General features: G+C 55.9%; 13 protein-coding genes and 4 pseudogenes. 4 read left to right on the top strand and 13 right to left on the bottom strand.

The annotated features are described in order from the left end of the window. Window positions 1–12: 12 nt before the first annotated feature. The 9 genes from ILFOPFJJ_RS32280 to ILFOPFJJ_RS32240 form a co-directional block, all read right to left on the bottom strand. On the bottom strand, window positions 13–1,590 hold the full coding sequence (locus tag ILFOPFJJ_RS32280) for an ABC transporter substrate-binding protein (protein ID WP_173514518.1): 1,578 nt from the start codon (window positions 1,588–1,590) through the stop codon (window positions 13–15). A gap of 440 nt (window positions 1,591–2,030) precedes the next feature. After that, a complete protein-coding gene (locus tag ILFOPFJJ_RS32275) occupies window positions 2,031–4,088 on the bottom strand; it encodes a hydantoinase/oxoprolinase family protein (RefSeq protein WP_173514517.1) in 2,058 nt (685 codons plus the stop codon). After that, complete coding sequence (locus ILFOPFJJ_RS32270; protein WP_246299963.1) at window positions 4,085–5,899, bottom strand: hydantoinase B/oxoprolinase family protein; 1,815 nt, start codon at window positions 5,897–5,899, stop codon at window positions 4,085–4,087. The genes ILFOPFJJ_RS32275 and ILFOPFJJ_RS32270 overlap by 4 nt, the downstream gene beginning before the upstream one ends. An 87-nt stretch (window positions 5,900–5,986) precedes the next feature. Next, complete coding sequence (locus ILFOPFJJ_RS32265) at window positions 5,987–7,165, bottom strand: ABC transporter substrate-binding protein (RefSeq protein ID WP_246299962.1); 1,179 nt, start codon at window positions 7,163–7,165, stop codon at window positions 5,987–5,989. A 15-nt stretch (window positions 7,166–7,180) separates the two neighbouring features. Then, a complete protein-coding gene (locus tag ILFOPFJJ_RS32260) occupies window positions 7,181–8,242 on the bottom strand; it encodes a branched-chain amino acid ABC transporter permease (RefSeq protein ID WP_173514515.1) in 1,062 nt (353 codons plus the stop codon). A 2-nt stretch (window positions 8,243–8,244) separates the two neighbouring features. After that, window positions 8,245–9,162, bottom strand: a complete 918-nt coding sequence (locus ILFOPFJJ_RS32255; RefSeq protein ID WP_312032773.1) for a branched-chain amino acid ABC transporter permease — start codon at window positions 9,160–9,162, stop codon at window positions 8,245–8,247. Further along, a complete protein-coding gene (locus ILFOPFJJ_RS32250) occupies window positions 9,159–9,911 on the bottom strand; it encodes an ABC transporter ATP-binding protein (protein WP_210267684.1) in 753 nt (250 codons plus the stop codon). Before ILFOPFJJ_RS32250 ends, ILFOPFJJ_RS32255 begins: the two co-directional genes overlap by 4 nt. Beyond that, on the bottom strand, window positions 9,904–10,767 hold the full coding sequence (locus ILFOPFJJ_RS32245) for an ABC transporter ATP-binding protein (protein WP_312032772.1): 864 nt from the start codon (window positions 10,765–10,767) through the stop codon (window positions 9,904–9,906). The genes ILFOPFJJ_RS32250 and ILFOPFJJ_RS32245 overlap by 8 nt, the downstream gene beginning before the upstream one ends. Window positions 10,768–11,038: 271 nt before the next feature. Next, window positions 11,039–12,421, bottom strand: coding sequence for an amidohydrolase family protein (locus tag ILFOPFJJ_RS32240; RefSeq protein ID WP_173514514.1), 1,383 nt, complete (start codon window positions 12,419–12,421; stop codon window positions 11,039–11,041). Window positions 12,422–12,803: 382 nt separating this feature from the next. Here ILFOPFJJ_RS32240 and ILFOPFJJ_RS36825 point away from each other — a divergent pair. Further along, window positions 12,804–12,923: pseudogene (locus tag ILFOPFJJ_RS36825) on the top strand (DUF6429 family protein); the annotation flags it as partial. Between the two features lie 7 nt (window positions 12,924–12,930). Here ILFOPFJJ_RS36825 and ILFOPFJJ_RS32235 read toward each other — a convergent pair. The 3 genes and pseudogenes from ILFOPFJJ_RS32235 to ILFOPFJJ_RS32225 all read right to left on the bottom strand — a co-directional run. Further along, window positions 12,931–13,269: pseudogene (locus tag ILFOPFJJ_RS32235) on the bottom strand (IS66 family transposase); the annotation flags it as partial. A 31-nt stretch (window positions 13,270–13,300) separates the two neighbouring features. Further along, a protein-coding gene (locus ILFOPFJJ_RS32230) for an IS3 family transposase (RefSeq protein WP_173514513.1) occupies window positions 13,301–14,490 on the bottom strand; the annotation gives its coding sequence in 2 pieces (ribosomal slippage) (window positions 13,301–14,241 and window positions 14,241–14,490; 1,191 coding nt in all). A 176-nt stretch (window positions 14,491–14,666) separates the two neighbouring features. Further along, complete coding sequence (locus ILFOPFJJ_RS32225) at window positions 14,667–15,341, bottom strand: GntR family transcriptional regulator (RefSeq protein ID WP_173514512.1); 675 nt, start codon at window positions 15,339–15,341, stop codon at window positions 14,667–14,669. A gap of 1,080 nt (window positions 15,342–16,421) precedes the next feature. Between ILFOPFJJ_RS32225 and ILFOPFJJ_RS36675 the strand changes: the two genes are divergently transcribed. Next, window positions 16,422–16,679, top strand: coding sequence for a tyrosine-type recombinase/integrase (locus ILFOPFJJ_RS36675; RefSeq protein WP_246299961.1), 258 nt, complete (start codon window positions 16,422–16,424; stop codon window positions 16,677–16,679). 7 nt (window positions 16,680–16,686) lie between these two features. Further along, a pseudogene (locus tag ILFOPFJJ_RS32215) lies at window positions 16,687–17,164 on the top strand (transposase zinc-binding domain-containing protein); the annotation flags it as partial. Between the two features lie 5 nt (window positions 17,165–17,169). Here the strand turns inward: ILFOPFJJ_RS32215 and ILFOPFJJ_RS32210 are convergent. Continuing rightward, window positions 17,170–17,403 (bottom strand): annotated as a pseudogene (locus tag ILFOPFJJ_RS32210) (IS481 family transposase); the annotation flags it as partial. A 44-nt stretch (window positions 17,404–17,447) separates the two neighbouring features. Between ILFOPFJJ_RS32210 and ILFOPFJJ_RS32205 the strand changes: the two are divergent. Then, window positions 17,448–17,711: a DUF5372 family protein gene (locus tag ILFOPFJJ_RS32205; protein WP_078070384.1), complete on the top strand. Its 264-nt coding sequence runs from the start codon at window positions 17,448–17,450 to the stop codon at window positions 17,709–17,711. Window positions 17,712–17,936: the final 225 nt, after the last annotated feature.

The raw sequence follows: 17,936 nt of genomic DNA, 5'->3' as shown, positions 1-17,936 counted from the left end.
GGCCGACGTCGCCTAAGTTCGGCTCAAGCTACGTGCGTCGGGGAGTCCATGGAACCAATAGGTGTATCCGGTGATGCCTTTAGCCATCGCAAGAAGGTATGCGCCTTGCCTGAGTGGCAGTAGCGGAATCTCCTTCAGAACCAGATCGGCCATTTCTGCCGTGCGCTTGCCATATTCCTCTTCCGAGGCATCACCCGGCAGTGCTTTCAGCATACTCTCAAGCGCCTTGCTCTGATAATTGCCGGCGTTGGAAGCACCATTGCCCGTGTAAAGGACTCGGAACCAGTAGTCAGGTTGAGATAGCCATGCGATCTGGTTGTCGATCAACATGGGCAGCGACCTGTTTGCTGAACGTTCGGAAAGCTGAGCACCGGGGAGCTGGCTAATTTGCAAATCGATGCCGATCTTCGCAACCGCGTCTTTGATCGCAAGCGCCAACGGACCAGAGATTGCTGCCTTCTCCTGCGCATAGCCGATCTCGCTTGCAAAGCCACCTGCCAGTCCAGCATCGGACATTAAGGCCTTTGCCTTCTCGAGGTTGAGCGAGAACGAGGTCGGTTGAGGGAAGAGTCCTGGCTGAACATTGCCCGTTCGTCCGAAGAGTGGCGTACCGAGCCCCAGAAATACGGACTTGAAGATCGCCTCGTCGGGAAGAGAATAGGCGATGGCTTGGCGAACTCTCACGTCGTTGAAAGGTGCGGCTTGAGAGTTGAACGCGATATAGTCAATTTGATTTGGCATCGGGATGGCGACCGGAAGCGCCTTCCCTTTCTTGAGTCCAGCAAAAACAGTCGGTGGGATTTCAATTGCTACATCGGCGGAACCTCGCTCAACAATCGCGGTTCGAGTGGTGGCGTCCGGTACCGTCTGAAATATCACTTGCTCCATCTTAGGCAAGGGGCCGGTAATCCACTCGTCATTTCGGACAAGCACAAGCTGCTGAGGAGTTGACGATTCAATCTTGAAGGCGCCGCCACCTGCGGTGTTAAATTTCAGCCATTCTTTGGCCCAAGGGTCCTGTGAACTTGCATTAGCAACAGCAAGCTTCTTGTTGATGATGACAGCAAACGGAATTGAAAACACAGACACAGAATAGTGGCTGGGCTCTCTCAGTTTGACCACGAACGTTTGATCGTCGGGCGCGGACAACTGGTCGGCAGTCGTTATTCCGGCGACTTGGATCACATCCGCCGCATATGTTTCATTCAGCAAACGCTCAATGGACCAACGTACGTCTTCCGCTGTTACGGGACTGCCGTCGTGAAATTTCGCTCCGGAGCGGATTTTGAACGTGACTGTCTTCTTATCCGACGAGAACTCCCAGCTTTCAGCCAGTTCCGGCACCACGACGTTCGGGTCGTATTGCCGTGTGCCATCTGGCCGCTCCTTCGCTGCGAAAGACACAAGGCGATCATAAACGTGATTGCAGGCACACCACGTCGATCGCTGTGCGGCAACACCTATGGGGTCCAATATTCCGATCTCATAGGGCCAGACAACCCGTAGCGTGTTCTCTCGGCTCGCTCGTGCAAACGCTGGTACCGCTAGACCGTTGTAAGCGCCAAGTGCGGCCGATGATGCGAGTAACACGACTACCTTCCTGCGACTAATAAGCATAATCCGAGTTCCCCTGTTAGTTATTTCTCAGCGGTCGGTGTTCCTTTGTCGACCACCGCGAAGAGAGACTGCTCGTTTTTGTTATTCGATGCAACAAAAAAATGAAGAACGGACGCGTTCCGACGCCCTTCGGGAAACCCACAGTTACTCGGGAGGCCAAATAGCGGCAATCCAGCCCTCTTCGCTTTGGCAAAGGCTAGTTTAAACGCCGTTTTTAATGCAACATCAGTCTGCCAGCAGAACTGAGCACCGGATGCAGATGTGCGCGTCGAGCTAGGTGTCTCCGGTAATCCGTATGGTCGTGAACGATTTGCTCTGGCGCGATATCATGATCAGTCCGCCGCTTAGGCAGCGAACTGATCGCCATGACTAACCTCGCCGCCATGATCGAACTCGCTGCTCGGCCGTTTATGTTATGAACTCTGCACCATAATGTTGCCCGCCGCATCGACCTCTGCGTTCATGCCATTCAACAACAGAACCGACGTAGTATCCTCCAGAAGTATTGCCGGGCCCATAATCTTAGCGCCGGGCGCGAGGGTAATATTGGCGAATACAGGTATCTGACGCGGTATCCCCAACTTCGGAAGAAAGACTTCACGCATCTCGATCGGCTCCGGAGTTTCCACAGCCTGGCTAGGCGACAGATTTGCGGAAGACTGCGGAGATACACCGATCGCCCGGACTTTCCAAGTCACGAACTCAACAGTGTCGTTCTCATCTTTTACCGCATAAATCCGCTCATGCATTTTATGGAAGCTCGACGCCAACGCGTTGACGTCGTCGGACTGCAACGCAGGATCGGTCAACTCAATCGGGACCTCAATTTCCCAAGACTGAAATGCATATCGCCCGAAGAATGAATACTCGAACCTCCAATTTTCAACGGGTACCCCTGACCTCCGGAGGAATTGCTGTCCCTTGCTGTAAAGGGCCGTGAGACCAGCGTTGATTTTATTTACATCGAAATTCTCGCTGCTCGAAATGGCGGTGAAAGAAGACTCCCATTTGATGTCCGAGACCAACCCACCAAAAGCGCTCAAGCCCGACGCAAACCTCGGAATCATGAACCGGTCTATGCCCATTTCTCGTGCAATTGGAGCGATATGCGAGCCGGTGGCTCCGCCACCTACTACCAAGAGGCTTTCTCTTGGATCAATACCCTCCAGCACAGTTATGTCTTCAATGGCGGCAACCATGTTGTGATTTGAAGTGCTGAATACCGCATATGCGGCTTCCTTGATCCCGATCCCGAGCTTTTCTGCCACGGTTGACATTGCCTTTTCAGCGGCCTTGAAATCCAGCTTCATTTTGCCACCAAGGAATCGGTCGGCGTCAAGCAGGCCCAGCACAAGATTTGCATCTGTGACCGTCGGTTCCGTGCCGCCGTGCCCGTAGCACGCAGGTCCGGGGCGAGCACTGCTGCTATGAGGCCCAACTCGGATAAGTCCGCCCTGATCTACCCAAGCTATGCTGCCACCTCCAGCTCCAATTGACCTGACATCCACCTTTGGCAGACCGATCATATCGTGACCGGTCATTGTCTCTTGAGAAATAATCAACCGGCCGTCTCGAACAGCGGACACGTCGAATGTGGTCCCCCCCATATCCGCTACGATGATGTTGTCCTCGGACGACAGTCGTTGAGCAGCCACGGGCGCAAGGGTGGGACCAGACATGACGCTGTAGATCGGCCGTGCGATGATCTCCTGTGAGGGGGCCATTCCTCCGGCACAATTGGCAATAAGTAGTTTCGCAGTATCAAAGCCTACCGCAACCAGTTCGCGCTCTAGCGACGTGACGTAGGTCGCTACGACCGGGAAAAGCGAAGCGTCAATCGCAGCCGAGACAGCGCGGCGGTACTCACGGGGAATTGGGTTGAGTTCATGGCTTAGGGTCACGTGGACCTCCGGCCAGACTTCTTTAATTATGTCCCGAGCCTTCTGCTCATGCAATCCATTTACCGTCGACCACATGAAGCAAACGGCTATTGCCTCAACCCCAGATCGTTTAAACCGCTCGACGGCAGCGAGCACATCATCTGCAGATAGTGCTTCAACTTGATTACCGGCAGCGTCGATCCGTCCCGCGACCTCACAAGTTAGGTTCCGCGGAATATACGGCTCCGGATAGTCAAGTTTAAAGTCAAAACTCCGCTTTCGCGGCGCCTCTCGCAAGAGAAGAATATCGGGGTGGCCCTTATTGCAAAGAAAGCCTGTCGCTGCAGTCTTGCCTTCGACAAGTGCGTTAGTTGAGACCGTGGTTCCATGGACGATCCGGTCGCATTTTGAAACAAACGATCGCAAGTCAAAGCCAAAGTGCTCACCCGCGATGCGAAGTGCGTTGACGAAGCCCTTCTCAAAGTTAGGAGGGGTCGTGGGCGTCTTGAAGATGAAATCTCTAGAATTTCCATCACGAACCAGGCAATCCGTAAAGGTGCCGCCGATATCGATTGAGACAGTATAACTCATTTCGAGGCTTCCATAGATGCGGTTGCTGTTGAACTCGTTGACGTTTTGGACCGAAGTGCCGCAGTTCTCTCGAGATCAACTTCCAAGAAGGCGCCGTCCGCATTGGGTTTGACGGCAACACCATAGATTTGTTGTGCGCGTTCCAAGGATAGCCACCCGCGATTTATGGAACGAACAACACGATCAGGATCGCGCATTTGCGGGTCGCCGTAACCACCGCCACCACCCGCCACAAATCGCATGCTCTCTCCCTCTTCGCACAGCTCCGTATGGAACGAAGGCAGGGGCTGCCACGAAGCGGAGCCTTGCTTATAGTTGGCGGACGGCGAACCCCTCATACCGCCCAGCACTCCGCGTGCGGCATTCAAATCACCATCACTGCAATAGATGACGCTCATCGTTCCTGCCAAGTTGCGATACGTTCCAGTCATCGCGGGTGCGCCGTCCCACTGGCCGTGACCCATTGTATCGATCGCGATTTTTCTCTCCTCAACCAGGATTGGATACATGCTTTCGTCGACCTCGATCGAGTCGAGCATCAGCATCCCGCAGGTGTCCGCGTCGTTATAAGTCACCCAGCCGTCATGCCCATGAACCGCGGGGCCACCTGAGAACCCCAGGAAAAGCTGCGTAACGTAAGGGCGGTTATTCCGGCGGGGGTCGGTTCCCGAGATAACGGCGAGCCCGCTTGCCATCATGGCGCCACCTTCGGCGATACCGAATGGTTGGCCCATTTGCGCAAAGCAGCAGGCCACAGCGTTAATCAAGCGGTCATTGACATTCGTTGTCGCGACCGACGTCCCGGCTGGGAACTTTGGTCGACCTACGACGCACCCGTCACGGAGGAGTACGCTGATCTGTTCGGCGCTTCCGTGATTGTGAGGTATCGTCGGATCTAGATTCACGTATACGCCGATTCGACAAGCTGCAGTGGCGGTGGCCTCTGAGAGGTTAAAGCCCCCATTGATGCAATCGATATTGTTTGTTGCATCAACAACCACCCGACCTGCCGCAGAATCGACGGTCACCTGAACCTTCACGGGTATTCCCGCCTCCGCCACGCCGGGAACCGGATCGTGAGCGGTTTCATATGTCCAGGTTCCGGATGGTAGCTGCGAGATTGCCGCGGCGGCCCGTCGCTTCCCGTAGAGGATCCAATCCTCCACAAAATCCTCGATCACGGCTTTGCCGTATTTCACCAACAGCTCCTTCAGCCGCCGCTCACCCACGCGGCTTGCGCCAACCTGAGCCAGGTAATCGCCGAACCAAAACTGGCTGGCCCGTATTTTGGTGAGACCGATCCGAACGATGTCTGCCTTATCTGCGTAGTTTTCCTGAATCCGAACGCACGGGAAATGAAGCCCCTCCTCGTAAATTGTGGCAGCCTTCGGGAGATATGTAGTTGGAAGTGGGGCGCCCATGTCTGCATGGTGACACCGAGTAAACACCCAAAATGCTATTTCATCCCCTGAAAAGACCGGGACGATGATATCAAGATCGGCATGGTGTGTTCCGCCGGTATAGGGACAGTTATTTACGAACGCATCGCCTGGTCTGATATCCGAGAAATGCTGAACAACCGCTTTTGTGCTCAGATCCAATGCAGTCACATGGACCGGCAGGCCGTCTTCTACGCTGACGAGGCGGTGGTCCCCTGTGAGGATCCCGACCGAAAAGTCGCGAGCGTTCTTGATAACCGACGAACGACTCGCTTTAAGAATGGTGTTGGTCATCTCGCGGCAAATTGCTTCGAAACGACGAGAAAGAACGGCGAGCAGGAACGGTTCGATCCTGTATTCATCGCTAGGCATAGAGGTACTCATGTTGATAAACTCCGTCCTGCTCTGTAGAGGTACGGACACCTCTACAGAGCATACTGCTGAGGCCTTTGTACAAGACTACTGCTTGAAAATCACATCCTTAGGGATTTCCGGGGAATTCCAATAGCCCAGCGGCTCAGACTTGCCCTTCTCGATACCGATGATCAAATAACGGCCTTTGTTCTGAATATGCAATTGATCAGAAAATGACATCGGACCAATCGCCGTATCTTCGTCTCTCATCTTTTCCAGCTCGGCGAATACCGCTTCGGTTTCCGTCGTTTGCGCGCGCTCGACTGCTCGCGCCCAGAGTTCGACAAGCGCATAGCCGTAGAAAACAAAAGCGGTAGCCGGCGGCTCGCCATATGCCTTCTTGTACCGCTCAATCAGATCATTGATCTTTTTGTCTGGGTCCGGCCCGCTTGCCAACCCGATGGCGGGCAGGAAAGCATTGGATAGGTTTGGAACTGCTGGCAGCCAATAGCTTCCATCCATCCCCATTGTCATTAGAACCGGGGTTTCGATCCCCGCGGCCCGCAACTGGCGTACAGCACTGGCACCCCCAGGCGGATAGGTGCACAGCATGATTGCATCCGGGGCGGGATTTAGGCTCTTGAGGCGTGTAATTTGCGAGGAAATCGAGGCGTCGCTATTCTTGAAGCTGTCCCGCCCAACGATCGAGGTCGCCTCAAGTTGGCCCCACCGGTATTCAAACCCTTGGCAGGCCGACGTAGTGAATTCGATTGAATCGTCGAGCAAGACGTAAGCATTTCTAAAACCTTTCTTCGCGAATCCCCAATCGGCCATTACGGCGCCTTGGGTCTGGGCCGCGTGCGAAGTAGTAAACGCTTGACGGCCCACCCCTTCGATTCCCATTTTGGGATCTCCAGCGCACAAAGAAAACGCCAGTTTTCCAGCGCTGACGGCCGCCAGCGCCGCAGGTGCACCTTGGTCATAATCACAGCTGACAACCACCAAGTCTGCTCCCTGATCGATGACGTCAGTCGCAGCGCGGACACCTTCCGCAGGATCTGTTTTCGTATCCGAGGACACGATTCTGAGCTGCTTTCCGAGAAGGCCGCCCTTGTTGTTAAGGTCTTCGATGGCCATTTCGGCTGTGCGGGATGCATAATCATAAGGCTGCATCCAGCCGGATTTCGCAATTGCAAAGCCGATTGTAATTGAGCTATCATCGGCGAGCGCCGGTTGGGCTGCCAGTGCGATTGAGAGCAGGCTGAACATCGGAAGTCGTGTCATTGCTATTCCCCTTTTTTAGTCGTTACTGGGCTGAAAGCGCGCCCAGATTGCGCCACGCGCGCGAAATCGATTTGCGATTTCACCTAATTCACGAGTTCCGAAAATGCCCGACCGGGAAGACACGAGTGCGACTATCATGACGACGCCTAACACGACTTCCTGCGTACCGCTGGGAAGCGCGATAGTCTGTGGTCCCAATTGAACTCCGCGCTCCAACCCACGCAACACATACGTCAGCAGCGATATCACAACGACACCACCAACCGCTCCAGTCAGACTACTCATGCCCCCAACAACCAGCATTGCCAGAAGCATTGTCGTCTGACTGAGGTAAAAAGCGTCTATGTAAATCGCGCCAAGGAAAGCTGCATAAAGTGCCCCGCCGAAACCCATAAGTGTGGCACTTAGAACGAACGCGATAAGCCTTTGCCTAAAGATATCGATGCCTGCAGCACGCGCAGCAATCTCCTCTTCCCGTGTACACTTGAGCGCCAGACCGTAACGTGTCAACTGGTAGAGACCTGCCATTATGACACAGATTGCGGCGCCAGAAAATGCAACCCAGAGATTTACCTTGGTCGGGATCCCTACAATCGAACTGGTTCCACCGGTGACGCTCCCCCAGTTGGAATAGACTGAATGGACGATCATCAGAAACGCGAAGGTGCAAATCGAGGCAGCTATTGAGGGCAGTCTCAAGATGACCGTTCCGAGAAGGAGACCGACAAGCCCAGCGAGCATCGCGGAGAATAAAAGCGCAATTGGGAACGGCAGGTTACCAGTGAGGAGAAACTCAGGCAGACCGGGCATGGCATTTTTCTTGAGGAGCGGCAGCATCGTCTGCCATGCCATGGCATATGCGCCAATGGCCATGAAACCGACGTGTCCAAATGACACAATGCCTGAGTTGCCGACGAAAATGTAAATGCTCACGACAAGAACTACTCTAACGAGAAGCTCAATCATTGCTCTGTTGAGAGCGGTTCCGGCAAACAGCCAGCTCGCTATGGCAAGGATAAACAGCACCATGACAAGAAATAGAGGAGTTGAAGAAGATATGAAATCAATCTTTCTCATGACTATACTCTTTCTCGCATGGTTTTTACCAAAATAAGGCCTTGCGGACGGATGACTAGGATCAAAATTACAAGAGCAAACAGAATAGCATCACGAAACGGGCGTATGTCATCGGGAAGATAAGCTTGAAGAATGACACTTGAAAAGCCAACTGCGAAGCCACCCAAAGCAGACCCCACCAGGCTACCCATTCCTCCAATGATTGTTCCGATGAATGCGAACAACATCACGGGTCCCCCCATCTGGTAACTTACTACGCCAGACTGAGTAGCAATAATGAGTGACACTGCACCGGCCAGAGCACCACTCAGCGCAACAGCGAGTGCGATAACTCGGTTTGCTCGCACCCCAAGTAGTCTCGCCATGCGCAAATCCTCGGATGCAGCTCGCATCTCGATGCCGTAGGACGAAGCTTTCAAAAATACGGTCAGCGCGACCATCAAGAGAGCGGCAACTGTTACCGTCCAAATCTGGAGCTGCGGGATTCTCAAGCCCGCAAACCCGAACGCTTCGTTCAGTTCGGGCCACAAATCGACTGCCTTGGGTCGGCTGCTGTAAAGGAGCAGCACAATATTTTGGATGACGTAGCCCAATGCAAAGGAGGCGATCATAATTGTACTCGGAGTAGCGCCTCTAAGCGGTCGGAATACCAGGAGATCGGAAAGGAGAGCAACCAGGGTGACTACTAGCAAAGTTCCGATTATAAGCAGGGGAGCCGGCAGCGCACCCAAAGCGAGTTGTGCTGTCGCTTGTGTTGACGGCACTATCAAGGAGAATGCTCCGACAGTGATGAAATCGCCGTGCGCAAAGTTGATTACACGTAGCACGCCATACAGCAATCCAATGCCAAGCGCCGCCAAGGCATAAAGCCCACCCCAACTAAGCGCATCGATTACCGTTTGGGAAAAATAGCCCATCATTGTCCCGCTCCCACATTCGACGGGGCCTGTCCGAGGCCAAAGTAAGCAGAATGCAAATCGTCACTAGCTTGCAACTCTGCTGACCTGCCGGAAAACACGATTTCGCTGTTGCGAAGAATATAAATCCGATCACTATACTTCAGGGCGCGCTTTAAATTCTGTTCGATTATGAGCAGCGTCAGGCCACTACTACGTCGAAGTTCCGAAAGGACCTCGAAGACTTTTTCGGTAATTTTCGGGGCAAGCCCAAGGGAAGGTTCGTCAATCATGATGAGCCGCGCACCGGACATAAGTGCCCTAGCAATGGCCAACTGCTGCTGCTCGCCTCCCGAAAGCATGCCCGCTGCGCCATGGCGACGTTCAGCGAGGACCGGGAAAACGGAATATGCGGTTCGCAGATTGTTCTCGACGGAGCTGCGATCAGCGTTGGCAGCCGCTCCAACCTTGAGATTTTCCTCGACGGTCAGTCCTTTGAAGATATGTCGGCCCTCCGGGATTAGCGAAATCCCCAGCTTAGCGATATATTCCGGAGCTTTGCCAACAACCGATACACCATTAAGGCGGACCTCACCTTTGGTCGGCGTCAATGCACCAGCGACAGCGAGCAGCATTGTTGACTTGCCGGCTCCGTTCGGCCCTACAACGCAGACAATTTCATTCCTGTGAACTTCGAGAGAAAGATTCCGCACCGCCGGAACTTGCCCGTAATGAACCCACATATTCGATACTTGCAGCATGATCTCAGCCATCTTCTTTTCCAAGGTAAGCGCTTAGAACTTCGGGATGTGACTGCATCTCTGCCGGGGTGCCCTCGGCGATGGTTTTGCCAAAATCCAAGACATGCACTCGCTCGCAGACGTTCATGATGATCTGCATGTTGTGTTCGATGAGCATAATCCCACAACCAAAAAGGGCGGGAATCTTTGTGATGCTCTCTACCAAGTCTGCAGCCTCGCCATCAGACATCCCGGCGGCGGGTTCATCGAGGAGCAGGAACTTGGGCTTCAGGGCTAAGCCCCTTACTATTCCCAGTCGACGCTGGTCGGTGTAAGGAAGCGAGCTTGCTGTAGTTTTCAACCTTGCCGTCAGACCAATCCAGTTGCAAAGCTCCTCCACTGACGACCTTGCCTCGTTCCTACTGGCGCCTACCGACAGTGCCGACGCCTCGACATTTTCAGCGACTGTCAGAGACGGAAAGACACGACCGCCCTGGAACGTTCGCGCTATGCCGCGTCGGGCAACGATATGGGGCTGATCGTCGGGAATTCGCTCCCCACAGAGATGAACCGAACCGGCGCTGGGCTTCTGAAAACCAGAGAGCACGTTCGTAAGAGTAGTCTTGCCTGCTCCGTTTGGGCCTATCAGGCCAAAGATTTCGCCTCCCCTTATCCGGAAGGAAACACTATCGAGCGCGGTTAGGCCCCCAAACCGGACAGTTACCGCATCACAGATGAGCTCGTCGGGAGATGAACTCGCCTCGGCCAACGTTGACGATACCATCGAGATCAAGCCGCGGGCGTAAGCGACGATTGCACGTGTTGAGCTGTCATCTGAAAACTCCCATATGGGCGCAGAGAGCTCGCTCCTCTCGGCGCTATCGTTCACCCTATCCCGCTTTTCACGGATATTATGCCAACCCTTTGGGCGTGGCGCTCTTTGTCATTTGATGCAACATAATCCTGACGAAGTCAAGGCCAAACTTGTCGCGGGTGGGTGGCGAGCGCCGCCTGTTCTGGTGCGTTTGAGGCCGCCGACCAGCGTGATGAAGCAACGCCGTCTCGCAAAGTTGTTGAGCTCGCCCGAAGATCCGCAGGATGCTCGCCACCTACACCTCTGTCGCTTCGATCTGGATCGAGGTGTCGGTTTCCGCAGACTCTCAACCGGCAAGCCCAACTCGCACCAGCAGTCCCTTCACCGATGCACGCGCCGCAAGCGCCGCCGCTATCGCATCGGCTCTAAGAAGTTGGCCGTGCCGAAGCACGATTTCGCCGTTAACTATCGTGAGAGCAGGCGGTCGGGTCATGCCGACTACTGCGGTTTCAGCATACGGATCAAGACCGAGCGCCTCTGACGAGGCAGGCTCTCGAACTACTACGTCCGCGCGTTTGCCACTCTCCAGACTGCCTACCTCGTCCCCGGCACCCACGCTCTCTGCGGCGGCAATCGTGCGCATGCGGAAGAGTTCGTCGGCCGTCACAGGAATGCCGAGCCCCGCTGCATTGCAAACTGCAACACTTCCCAGTGCATCGAAATTAAAACTCCGCGGAATGTCCGTTGCGATCGTTACCACGGCGCCAGCCCTAGCTATTTCCACCATGCGGGGCTCGGCCCGACCAATGCCCATGGCGCGCATCTGCTGAAACGGGCACCAGACAATACTCGTACCGGTGCCACCAAGTCGCGCCACATCCTCGCGATGAATGACGTTCATATGGACAAAGGTTGAGCCCGGGCCAAGCGCGCCGGCATCCTGGAGCCGGGCAATCATCGACCGGCCTGCGCTGGCTTCCTCATCGAGATACTCGGTCGGATTGTAACCGCGGTGCTCCTGGAATTGGACGTTGTGTTCGCGCGCTATCGCGAGAGCCGCATTCCACAGTGTCTCGGTCGAGGTCCTGCCGCCATAGATTCCAATGAAAGCCTTTACGAGGGCATCGGCGTCGCCGTTCCGGTACAACTGCGAGCCCAGCCGCTTGATTGCCGCATCGGTCGAACCCGGCCAGCGCCCCAAGAACCCGGCGCTCACCAGATCCGGCTCGTGCGCGAAGATTGGTTGTGTGTAATCCGCAACGTATGGATCGGTCAGCCAGATGCGGATGCCGACCTCGTGGGCCACCACCGCAACCGCGTCAGGCTCGAAGATCGTGCCCGGATCAACAAAGCCGGTATAGCCGGCCCGCAAATAGTCGACTGCCGCCATTGTGGCGCTAGCGTGCTCATCTTCAGGCGTCAGTTCCGCTTTCCAGTGGCCCATCGTGATCGCCGTGCCCGCCATCAGTGATTCAACTGAGCGCGACGTGTACTGCGAGACGTGGATGTGCGCATCGATGAACCCCGGATGCACCACCCCCCCTTGCGCGTCGAATGTCTCCTCGGCCGTAAAAGTGGACCTGACGTTCGTTGTCGGACCTACTGCGCAGATACGGCCGTCTCTAATTGCGACGGCACCATCGTGTAAAACGGTGTTCTGAACATCGGCCGCCAGAACGATTCCGCCGTGAATGAGCAGATCACATGGTTCGGGGCTCTCAGTGCTCATGCCTTTTTTGCCTCCACTTCGGAAGCCGGGCGATCGTTCAAACTTCATGGATGGATTTCCTCACTTGCTTTGAAGGCGGCGACGCGCATTTTGCCGCGCCGTATTGCGGATGATTTCCGCTGAGTCCGCAGCGCATTTGCCGATGCCGGTGCACGTACCGTGCCAATGGAAAAAATAGTTTCGAAACAATGTGACCGCCGCAGCTCGGCAAGTCGCATGTCTGACATCGTCGGACACGCGGTCCTTGCCGGACCGACTACGCGCACGAGTCCCCTCCGTGCCACCAAGCCGCGCCACATCCTCTAACATGAACGGCATGAGATTCGTATCCATCCTAGCAGGGCCGCAGGATTTTGCGCGCCGCGCGTGGTAGCCTGGGTTCATGGAGATCGATGAGGACAAGATCGACGATGCCGTTTTGGCGCTGCTATGGCTGACGCTGCATAACGAACGTTGTGCCTGGAAGGGCTTCGATTGGGCAACGACGGATCGGCTTCACAAGACTTTTCGGCGACACTGAGCGGCTCAAAGCCATTGTAACAATCACTCTGCAGAATGCCGCCATACTCGGTCAGGTGCTTCTGCGCATGCTCGCCGCGGCGGTCGCTCGACGCATAGTAAATGGCCGCCGGCGCTGCCGCGCCGCCGTAGGACCGGTCATCGCGCACGTAGGTCCATATTCGCCCGGTCGTGCATTTGTCTTTGGCCTGAATGGGGATGGTGGTGTCATCGCCAAAAAGCCGCTCGGCCGCGAAGACATGCGTCTCGATCAGATCAAAGATCGGCAGGAGCGCGCCCGTTCCATACCCCACCTGGTCGGCCAGCGTCGAGGTCGAAAGCTCGATGCCTCGCCTTTGAACCTGACCTTGCCCCCAAGTTTTATCCAATTTTGAGTTCGCTCCAGCGGTTTTGGGTTGCTGCATTTGCGGCGGTAGCGGCGGGTTGCGGTGCGGAGCCATTCCGGCTGCGCAGCACCGCATCACGTCGCGGGTTGATTGTCTGAGCGAACTCGGCAGGTGTCAGCCAGCCGAGTCCAGAGTGCGGTCGATGATCGTTGTAATCGCTGCGCCAGTTTGAAAACGCTGATCGAGCATGGGTCAGTGACGAGAAGAGAGTTTCATTCAGGAACTCGTCGCGCAGCCGCCCATTGAAGCTTTCGATGAAGGCGTTCTGGATCGGTTTGCCCGGCGCGATGTAGTGCCATTCCACCTTGGTCCGATCCGTCCATTGCAGGATCGCGTTGCTGGTGAACTCGCTCCCATTGTCGCTGACGATCATCTTCGGCTTGCCACGCTCCTCGATGATCCGGTTAATCTCGCGGGCAACCCGCACGCCGGAAAGCGATGTATCGGCGACGAGTGCCAGGCATTCCCTGGTGCAATCGTCGACGACCGTCAGAACCCGAAACCTGCGTCCATCGGTGAGCTGATCCGACACGAAGTCCAGCGACCAACGATCATTGGCTGCCATCGGGATCAGCATCGGCGCTCGCGTGCCTATCGCTCGCTTGCGGCCGCCGCGTTTGCGCACCGTCAGCTTCTCCTCCCGATAGAGCCGGAAGAGCCTCTTGTGGTTCACAAGGTGCCCCTCGCGCCTGAGCAGCACATGAATGCGTCGATAGCCAAAGCGGCGGCGTTCATGCGCCAACGCCTTCATTCGCTCGCGAAGGCTATGATCGTCGTCGCGTTTCGTTTCGTAACGGATCGTCATCCGGCAAAAGCCGATGGCTTTACACGCCCGCCGTTCGCTCATCTGATGTTGGTCCATCAGACGCGCGACAGCTCGCCGCTTTGCTGCGGGCGTCACCACTTCTTTCCCAAAAGGTCTTTTAAAGCAGCATTGTCGAGCATCGCATCCGCCAGAAGCCGCTTCAGCTTCGTGTTCTCGTCCTCCAGCGTCTTCAGCCGCTTAGCTTCGGACACGTCCATGCCGCCGAACTTGGCCTTCCATTTATAAATGCTGGCATCGCTGACGCCGTGCCTGCGGCAAAGCTCCGACACCGGCGTGCCCGCCTCGTGCTCCTTCAGAATGCCGATAATCTGTTCGTCCGTGAAACGGTTGCGCTTCATTCCCTGGTCCTCTCAATGGGCCAGAGCTTACTTCAAAATGGATTATTTCAACGGGGCAAGGTCACTATGCACAAGCTCATTCGAGGTCAGAAGGGCCGTTTATGGCACGAATTTTCGGGTCAGGTAATGGTACACCGTCATGAAGAGCCAGCGCCAATGCAAAGACTTTTGAAAACTTATCCTCCAGCCCGTCCCACCCGCGCGCGAATTGCCTGCTTCAGACGTCGATAACTGTCGCGGATGTCGCCCTCGAACGCTGCCCGAACGGCTTCCACATCGCCCTCACGAAGGCTCTCGATAATCACCTCGTGTGCGCCATATTTCTGGACCGCGAACTCAGGACAGAGTTCGTGAAAAGAGGGGCCGATCCGCAACCACAAAGTCTCGATTGCCGATAGAAGATACGGCATGCCGCAGTCTCTGTAGACGGCGAAGTGGAACTCCTTATTCGCCCAGAGTACGTCAGCATACCGCCGACTTTCGAGTGCCTTGGTGATCTTCGCCTCCATGCTCTCGAGCGAATCCGCAAGACCCGCCGGGGCCCTCTCCGCTCCACGCTGCGCAGCCAACCCTTCGAGAGCGAGCCGCATGGCGGTCACTTCCTCCAGTGCATTCATCGTCAAATGAGGGACAACGACCGTCTTTGGGCCAGAATAAACGAGCGCACCTTCCGCGGCGAGGCGATTCAAGGCGTCGCGCGCCGGCGTGGAGCTCACTCCGAGCGCGTCGGCCACAGCGCGCACGGGCAGCTTGCGTCCTGGCTCGAAGGCGCCGCGTACCAGTCGAGCCGTGATGGCTTCATACGCCATGTCTCCGAGGCGAGGATGCTTCGTCAGCGGCGCGTGATCCATTCCTTCAGCCTCCTCGGCCAAACCGTCATTCTAGTCGGTATAATGTAAAACAAAATTTCTCATGCCGGGTATTCGGACGCTCCCTAACATGTCGCCGGTAGGTTGATGTACTGCAGAGCGCGAGCGGGTACGACGGTAAGAGCATTGTGAGTAGAATAATCATACGACGATTCTCCTCGCTGCGGACCACCATGCATGCATCGTGCCAAAAAAGACAACCGTTTTGAAACAATATGTTAGTTCATACCACTATGGCCGGTATCGGCAAACATCCGACAATGCAGAACGAAGTTGAACAACGCGCGAATTCCAATTCTTCGCCATTGGAAACGCTGTGCACCGACTTCTACTGCGTTCCTGTCATCACGAATGTGAATTTTGGATGCGAATGGCGGTGTGAAGGTGAGAACTGGCTCCAAAGCGTCATCCGAGAGTCCGGCCGCGGTCAAATGATCCCGATTTAAGAGTGTGGGTGTGGATCGCAATCGGTCACTGCGACATGCGCAACTATGCGGCGACGATAATTATGCGGAGTTGGCTTGCCAATCTATGGTTGGACTAACCCGCTCCGCTACGCCGGAGCGGCAAGGAGGTCACGTTATTCAGTAGGAGCCCCAACTGCGAGGATGGGACGGCTGTTTGCAGCCATTGGATCGGACAGAGGAGCTCATCATGACCCAACTTCGCACAGCGCATGAGCGAGGAAATGCAAGTGCGCAATTTTTCGCTCAATACCCAACTCTCGTATCTGCAACAGGTGTCGCTGTTTGCGCGACCTCAGTCCGGATGAAGTGAGCACTTTCTCGGCTGCGTCCTCGATCTTAAACATCACGCAATCTTGACCACGTGCTATGCGGCCTACGCATTTCGGAAGCAGTGCATCTGACGACGACTGACATCGACAGCCAGAGAATGGTCGTCCGTGCGAGCAGGGCAAATGCCAGAAGGACCGCTATTTGATGCTGTCGCCCAAGCTTCTGGAGATCCTGCGCGACTATTGGAAGACGCGGCGGCCGAAGGCGTGGCTCGTCCCCGGCGATCGCGCCGGCCAGCCGATCACCAGGGATGCGGTGGGGCAATTTGCGCGAAAGCGCACAACCTCTCCGCCTCGTCCAAACCGTGACGCCGCACAGTTTGCGGCACGCCTTCGCCGTCCATCTCCTGGAGGCCGGTGCTGACGTGCCCACCATTCAGTTGCTGCTCGGTCACCGCAGCCTCGCGACCACCGCCGATATCTACGGATTGCCACCAACAAGGTCTGCGCCACCTCGATCCCCTTCGAGCTATGCCGCTTCCGGCGCCCACCCGCCGCTGCTCGCCAAGCCTGAGTATTTCTGAGCTCCGTATGGTCCGTTCAAGGCCGGAATTGGCCGACATATTCCGTCGCTACGGTGAGGCCTACCGTGCCCAGCACACATCGCGCATCGCCTTCAACAGCTGCCGCTACAGGCATTGTCCCCGCTGCCAATCGCTGGCCCGTGCGCTGTAGACCGCTGAGCGCCGTGTCATGACGGCGATCGAGCTGTGTCGGACCGCCGCGCTCGGCGGCACCGTCGAAGCATGCGATCAATGCGGCCACCGGCGCAATGGCTGGAGGATCGCCGCGCCGAACTGCTCGACACACAGTACTTTCACGTCGTCTTCACGCTCCCGGAGACCATTGCCGCCATCGCCTACCAAGAACAAGGCGCTCGTCTACGGCCTGCTGTTCCGCGCCACCGCCGAGACGCTGCGCACCATCGCCGCCGACTCGGCATCTCGGCGCCGAGATCGGTTTCTTCGCCGTTCTGCACACCTGGGGGCAAAATCTGCTGCACCATCCCATCTGCTTGTTTAGTCCCGGCATTTGATGGAGCGGATCGAGGGTGAAACGTTCGGGCTTTGAAGCCCAAGCCTTGCAGATGAATTAGTAAGGGGTGAGGCCCTTCAGGGTCTTCAGTCTGCGGCCGAAGTTGTAAGCAAAGTCGGCAAGATGCTGGCGCAGCTGCTCGTGGCTTTCGTAGTGGAAGCGCCTGACGGTGGCGTCCTTGATGGTTCGGTTCATCCTCTCGACCTGGCCGTTCTTTCAAGTCCAGGACTGCAGTTCGTACTCACACTCAAGCGCGTATAGAGTTCGAGGTCACCCACCCGTTCCATCCGTGGCGCGGCCAGCGCTTCGTGTTGTCGACACGCAAGCAGAACTGGGGCGAGGACCGCGTCATGTTCTACGACGCGGATGGGCGGCTTCGCTCGCTGCTTGCGTCATGGACGGACGTCGCTGCACCCGATGTTTTCATTGAGATAGCGGCCGGCAGGTCGTTTGTGCGTCCAGATGATCTGGCAACCCTGGCGGCATTGATCGAGCAAATCGAACGCAGCCATGGCGGCTGAATGCGTGTCAGGCAATTTACCGCTTATCTAAATTTACTTATGCCGCATCGTACGGACGCTCACAGCGATAATGGCCTCTATATTGTAGGTCTATGCAGCATAAACAGCCCATTTCGCCTGGCGTCGTTGGTTGACACGTTCTCTATAGAGGCGTAATTTGATTTACACCACTAGGAAGAGGTTATGCCATGCCCAACGAGACCAAACGTGATCGACTGCGCGAGC

The organism is Sinorhizobium psoraleae (assembly GCF_013283645.1).
Taxonomy (GTDB): Bacteria; Pseudomonadota; Alphaproteobacteria; order Rhizobiales; family Rhizobiaceae; genus Sinorhizobium; species Sinorhizobium psoraleae.
Note: the sequence above shows the minus strand (reverse complement) of the source record. Positions and strands in the feature narration are given on the sequence as shown.